The following is a 3,021-nucleotide window of genomic DNA, read 5'->3' as shown; positions in this document are numbered from 1 at the left end:
TGATGAGGACAGAGGAGGTCGGCTGCCATGGCACAAGAGCAGACCAAGCGCGCCGGGGGCGGCGACGAGGACGAGGGTCCGGAGGGCGTTGACGCCGCCGGTCAGGAGCGCCGCGAAAAACTGGCGGAGGATACCGACGACCTGCTCGACGAGATCGATGATGTGCTCGAGGAGAACGCGGAAGACTTCGTTCGCGCGTATGTGCAGAAGGGCGGCCAGTGACAGCAGGTGACCCCTTGCGTCTCCACCCGGGGCACGCCCTCTCGTCATTCACCGAGCACCTGCGCATGCACGCACCGGAACTGTTGCCTGGCAACCGATTCGGCGCGATCGACGGTGCCACCGGAATCTCCGGTGGCACCGCCGCGAAGGACCTGGCTCCGCACGGAACCACCATCGTGGCGGTCTCGTTCCGCGGTGGTGTGCTGATCGCCGGTGACCGGCGGGCCACCCAGGGAAACCTGTTGGCCAGCAGGGATATCGAGAAGGTGTACATCACCGACACCTATTCGGCGGCCGGTATCGCGGGCACCGCGGGCATGGCCATCGAGATGGTGCGACTGTTCGCCGTCGAGTTGGAGTACTACGAGAAGATCGAGGGTGTCTCGCTGACCTTCGACGGCAAGGCCAACAAGCTGTCGAAGATGGTGCGCGACAACCTCCCTGCCGCGCTGCAGGGTCTGGCGGTGGTTCCGGTGCTGGTCGGCTACGACAAGCACGCCACCGATCCGGACAAGGCCGGTCGCATCGTGTCCTACGACGTGGTCGGCGGGCGCAGTGAGGAGCGGTTCGGTTACACCGCTGTCGGTTCGGGTTCGATGTTCGCGAAGTCGTCGTTGAAAAAGTTGTACGCCAAGGGAATCGATGAGGATCGCGCATTGCGGATCGCCGTCGAATCGCTCTTCGACGCGGCCGACGACGACACCGCCACCGGCGGACCGGATCTGGTGCGCGGCATCTACCCGACGGCCATCGTCATCAACGACGAGGGCGCCGACGAGGTGACCGAATCGCGGTTGGAGGAGATCACGCGGGCGATCGTCGCCGATCGCGAGGCCGCGGAAGAGGGGAGTGCCTCAGCATGACACTGCCGTATTACGCGTCGGCCGAACAGATCATGCGCGACAAGACCGAGCTCGCGCGCAAGGGCATCGCTCGCGGTCGCAGTGTGATCGTGCTGACCTACGACAAGGGTGTGCTGTTCGTCGCGGAGAATCCCTCCGCGACATTGCACAAGGTGAGCGAGCTGTACGACCGCGTCGGGTTCGCGGCTGTCGGCAAGTACAACGAATTCGAGGCACTGCGCCGCGGCGGCATCCTGCAGGCCGACCTGAAGGGCTACCAGTACGACCGGCGCGATGTCACCGGTCGTGGCCTGGCCAATGCCTACGCGCAGACCCTCGGCACGATCTTCACCGATCAGCTCAAGCCCTATGAGGTGGAGATCTGCGTCGCCGAGGTCGGCTACCCGGAACAGTCACCGGAATCGGTGCTGTACCGGATCACCTTCGACGGCTCGATCGTGGACGAGCGCGAATATGTGGTGATGGGCGGTACGACCGAGCCCATCATGACCGCGTTGAAGACCTCCTACCAGCCCGGACTCGATCTGGCCGGTGCGGTCGGCGTGGCTGTGAAGGCTCTGAAGGCCGGGGTACCCGAGGGTGCCGCGGACAAGGACAAGCGGGTGCTCGGGGTGGGTTCGCTCGAGGTCGCCACCCTCGAACAGGCACGACCGCGGCGGGCATTCCGCCGGGTCGCGGGCGCGGCCCTGGACCAGTTGCTGAACGGCGGCAAGTCGGGGAACAAGGCCGAGGCGGCGCCCGCCGAGGCGAAGTCCGAGGACGCTCCCGAATCGGAGTAGTCCACCTCCATCGTTCGACTGCGAAGGCCCTCCCGATTCTTCGGGAGGGCCTTCGTTTCGGCCGGTAGTTTTCCGCCGAACATTTCGCTCACGTGCGAAATCGTTGTGAAGACGTATGCACCGGGGTTGTCCGCAGCCCCACGCGAGCACATGACATGGCTGTAATGTCGATAGTGTGCAGCGACGAATCATGGGGATCGAGACCGAATTCGGTGTGACGTGCACCTTCCACGGACACCGTCGGCTCAGCCCCGACGAGGTGGCCCGGTATCTATTCCGCCGGGTAGTTTCCTGGGGCCGTAGCTCTAACGTGTTCCTCCGCAACGGTGCTCGGCTCTACCTCGATGTCGGGTCGCATCCGGAGTACGCCACCGCAGAGTGCGACAACTTGGCGCAGCTGGTCACGCACGACCGGGCCGGTGAGCGCGTGCTGGAGGAGTTGCTGATCGACGCCGAACAGCGCCTCGCGGAGGAAGGCATCGGCGGCGACATCTACTTGTTCAAAAACAACACCGACTCCGCGGGCAACTCCTACGGCTGCCACGAGAACTTCCTCGTCGTGCGGGCCGGAGAGTTCTCCCGGATCTCGGATGTGCTGCTGCCGTTCCTGGTCACACGTCAGCTGATCTGCGGTGCGGGCAAGGTGCTGCAGACGCCGAAGGCGGCCACGTTCTGCCTGTCCCAGCGGGCCGAGCACATCTGGGAGGGCGTCTCCTCGGCGACCACCCGCTCGCGCCCGATCATCAACACCCGCGACGAGCCGCACGCCGACGCGGAGAAGTACCGGCGTCTGCATGTGATCGTCGGTGACTCGAATATGTCCGAGACCACCACCATGCTGAAGGTCGGCACGGCGGCGCTGGTGCTGGAGATGATCGAGGCGGGCGTCTCGTTCCGCGATTTCGCCCTGGACAACCCGATTCGCGCCATCCGCGAGGTCAGCCACGACCTGACCGGTCGTCGTCCGGTCCGGCTCGCCGGGGGACGTCAGGCGAGTGCGCTCGACATCCAGCGCGAGTACTACGCCCGCGCCGTCGAGCACCTGCGCAATCGCGACCGGGACCCGAATATCGACCAGGTCGTCGATCTGTGGGGCCGCACCCTGGACGCGGTCGAGGCGCAGGACTTCGCCAAGGTCGACACCGAGGTCGACTGGG

At 65.4% G+C, this 3,021-nt stretch carries 4 protein-coding genes; all 4 read left to right on the top strand.

Going from position 1 to position 3,021, the window contains the following annotated elements; all coding sequences use genetic code 11:
- Positions 1–27 precede the first annotated feature (27 nt).
- Entirely contained in the window at positions 28–222 is a 195-nt protein-coding gene (locus NP3_RS16890; RefSeq protein ID WP_014351559.1) for a ubiquitin-like protein Pup, read from the top strand.
- The gene (gene prcB / locus NP3_RS16885; RefSeq protein WP_063042411.1) at positions 219–1,085 is read left to right on the top strand and encodes a proteasome subunit beta; all 867 of its coding nucleotides are present in this window, start codon (positions 219–221) and stop codon (positions 1,083–1,085) included. The genes NP3_RS16890 and prcB overlap by 4 nt, the downstream gene beginning before the upstream one ends.
- Positions 1,082–1,864: a proteasome subunit alpha gene (gene prcA / locus NP3_RS16880; protein ID WP_063042409.1), complete on the top strand. Its 783-nt coding sequence runs from the start codon at positions 1,082–1,084 to the stop codon at positions 1,862–1,864. The genes prcB and prcA overlap by 4 nt, the downstream gene beginning before the upstream one ends.
- A 175-nt stretch (positions 1,865–2,039) precedes the next feature.
- The coding region (pafA, locus tag NP3_RS16875; RefSeq protein WP_174566225.1) for a Pup--protein ligase at positions 2,040–3,021 on the top strand (982 nt) is incomplete at its 3' end.

This window comes from Nocardia pseudovaccinii NBRC 100343 (assembly GCF_001613225.1).
Lineage (GTDB): Bacteria > Actinomycetota > Actinomycetes > Mycobacteriales > Mycobacteriaceae > Nocardia > Nocardia pseudovaccinii.
The sequence above is the reverse complement of the archived record's forward strand: the minus strand, read 5'-3'. Positions and strand labels throughout refer to the sequence as shown.